This window comes from Pokkaliibacter plantistimulans, from assembly GCF_003194385.1.
Taxonomy (GTDB): Bacteria; Pseudomonadota; Gammaproteobacteria; order Pseudomonadales; family Balneatricaceae; genus Pokkaliibacter; species Pokkaliibacter plantistimulans.
Map to the genome: position 1 here is coordinate 1 of NZ_LAPT01000196.1, position 2,472 is coordinate 2,472.

Consider the following 2,472-nt stretch of genomic DNA (forward strand, 5'->3'; position numbering starts at 1 on the left):
ACCGACCCAGCCCAGCAACAACTCAGCAAACATCGATCCAGCAAACATCGATCCAGCAAACATCGATCCAGCGAACAGCAGTCCAGCGAACAGCAATCCAGCATATAACGACCCGCGCTATCAGGCGGGCTGGCACAAACTGGCAGAAGTGGATGGTGAACAGGGGCAGCGGGTGATCGACAGCCTGCAGGGCATCGCTCCCGATATGGCGCGTTACATCATCGAGTTCGGTTTTGGTGACATCTATTCACGGCCGGGGCTGGACCTGCGCAGCCGCGAAATTGCCACCGTGGCTGCGCTGACGGCCCTTGGCCATGCCCAGCCGCAGCTCCGGGTGCATATTCACGGCGCACTGAATGTGGGTGTGACACCGACGGAAGTGATCGAGACCATCATGCAGATGGCGCTGTATGCAGGCTTTCCGGCAGCACTTAATGCCCTGTTCAGTTGCAGGGAAGTGTTCGCTGAGCGGGGTGTATCGCCTGCCTGAAACCTGTTCACCATCTGCCGGAGCGTGATGACAGGCGGGTGCGAAACATCTTGAACCAGTTCCACCTGCCTGTGGCAGGACAGCTCTATATGAAACATATATGATTCGCATACGTTTTATATGGGTGCTGTACAGCGGTGGTGGTCACCCTGCCCAGTGTCCCGCAGGAACCTGTCATGGGAATCGTCAATATCTCTGATGCCATGCATCAGGAAGTGCGTCGCGCCAGTCAGGCGCTGACGCGCTCCATCAATGCTCAGGCCGAGCATTGGATGAAGATCGGCATGCTGGCCGAGCTGAATCCTGAACTTTGCTATGCCGATATTTGCCGGCTGCTGATGAGTTCACCCACTTTACCTCTGTCGGAGCTGGCTGATGTCCGCCATTCAAATTAAGACCCCTGAAGAACTGGCCCTGATGCGTGAGTCGGGCCGCCTGCTGGCGCAGGTGTTTGCCCATCTCGACGGCTTTATCAAACCCGGCGTCAGTACCCTGGCCATCGACCGTGAAGTGGAACGCTTTATCGTCGAGGAGCTGAAGGCCCGCCCGGCTTCCAAGGGCCAGTATGATTTCCCCTTCTGCCTGAACACTTCCATCAACGATGTGATCTGTCATGGCATGCCCAGCGAAAGCGATGTGCTGCGCGAAGGCGATATCGTCAACTGCGACATCACACTGGAAAAGAACGGCTTTATTGCCGACTCCAGCAAGATGTATCTGGTGGGCGAGGTATCGGCAGCAGCCAGCAAGCTAGTCAAAGGCACTTATGAAGCACTGTGGAAAGGCATCCGGCTGGTACGCCCCGGTGCGCATCTGGGTGACATCGGTTTTGTGATCGAGCAGTTCGCCAAGAAGCAGGGCTACTCGGTAGTGCAGGAATACTGTGGCCATGGCATTGGCCGGGAAATGCATGAAGAGCCGCAGGTGCTGCACTATGGCCGCCGTGGTACCGGCGTCAAGCTCAGACCCGGTATGGTGTTCACCATCGAGCCGATGATCAATCAGGGCGTACGCCACAACACCACGGATGAAGACGGCTGGACGGTACGCACCCGCGACGGCAAGTTGTCGGCACAGTGGGAGCACACCATTGCTGTAACTGAAACCGGCTATGAAGTGCTGACATTACGCGAAGAAGAGCGTCTGGCCGGGCTCGGTTAAGGTTTCTTGCAGGTGATGACCCGAGACAGCTGACCTTCTGTGCAGCTGTCTGCCCCCGCTTTTATTCCCCCCTCTATTCCCCCTCTGTTTATTCAGCCCAGCAATAGCAGGCGGTGAGCCTGTGCTGACCCTGCGTCTGTTTATTTCAGTAATGGCAGATTGCCGGACAGTGAAGTCACCAGCGCTTTCGGCCCGAACAGCAGCAGACCGTGATAGGTCAGGCGGCGGCCATCCTGCTGCAAGCGTTCACTGTACTGCTCGTAGCTGCGGGCGGTCTGCGCTTCCTGACAGAAATCCACCACCTGTAAATCCGGCGCCAGCTCGGCGGCCTGCTGGCGCAGACTGTGCAGGCGTTCGACATCCGCCGCCAGAATGGGCAACGGCAACTGGGTGATGCCCTGATGCAGCAGCCCTTCACTGTCGGTAATCAGCGGGCCGTTGATATCGGGCTGCAGCTTGCCGATACCGAGTGCCAGCACGGCGGCGGTGTTGGCGATCAGGCCAGTGGGCAGGGCAGGGTTGATGATCAGTACGCAGCGGTGGGACATAGTCTTTCTCCTGACGGTAAGACAGTCACCCTAACCGCTGCACCTGCGGTCTGGATTGAAGGAAATTGCGCTTTTATAGTTAAGACTGGCTTTGTTGCATAAATAGAGCACAGCTTACAAAGCCCCTTTCCCCAGACGAATTTATGGCATACGCACCGTCATCGGTGTCCCAAGCTGCGTGAAGCGGTTCAGGATGGCTGCTCGCACCTGCAGTTCGGCCACCTGACGGTCGAAATCTTTCGCCATGACCCGCTCACCCAGCCGCTTGAACCA

At 57.4% G+C, this 2,472-nt stretch carries 4 protein-coding genes and 1 pseudogene; 3 read left to right on the forward strand and 2 right to left on the reverse strand.

Annotation, left to right across the window (positions count from 1 at the left end):
- From WH50_RS27080 to map, 3 genes are all read left to right on the forward strand, one after another.
- The coding region (locus WH50_RS27080) for a carboxymuconolactone decarboxylase family protein (RefSeq protein WP_243410286.1) at positions 1–490 on the forward strand (490 nt) is incomplete at its 5' end.
- A 176-nt stretch (positions 491–666) separates the two neighbouring features.
- Positions 667–885, forward strand: coding sequence for a ParD-like family protein (locus WH50_RS25795; RefSeq protein WP_110190354.1), 219 nt, complete (start codon positions 667–669; stop codon positions 883–885).
- Positions 866–1,651: a type I methionyl aminopeptidase gene (map, locus tag WH50_RS25800; RefSeq protein WP_110190356.1), complete on the forward strand. Its 786-nt coding sequence runs from the start codon at positions 866–868 to the stop codon at positions 1,649–1,651. Before WH50_RS25795 ends, map begins: the two co-directional genes overlap by 20 nt.
- 140 nt (positions 1,652–1,791) lie before the next feature.
- Here map and WH50_RS25805 read toward each other — a convergent pair whose 3' ends face one another.
- Positions 1,792–2,199, reverse strand: coding sequence for a DUF2000 domain-containing protein (locus WH50_RS25805; protein ID WP_110190358.1), 408 nt, complete (start codon positions 2,197–2,199; stop codon positions 1,792–1,794).
- A 141-nt stretch (positions 2,200–2,340) separates the two neighbouring features.
- A pseudogene (locus WH50_RS25810) lies at positions 2,341–2,472 on the reverse strand (IS5/IS1182 family transposase); the annotation flags it as partial.

What these genes read in the sequence shown, in the direction of transcription:
- WH50_RS25805 (WP_110190358.1), bottom strand. Translation starts at nt 2,199, where the DNA reads ATGTCCCACCGCTGCGTACTGATCATCAACCCTGCCCTGCCCACTGGC.
- map (WP_110190356.1), top strand. Translation starts at nt 866, where the DNA reads ATGTCCGCCATTCAAATTAAGACCCCTGAAGAACTGGCCCTGATGCGT.
- WH50_RS25795 (WP_110190354.1), top strand. Translation starts at nt 667, where the DNA reads ATGGGAATCGTCAATATCTCTGATGCCATGCATCAGGAAGTGCGTCGC.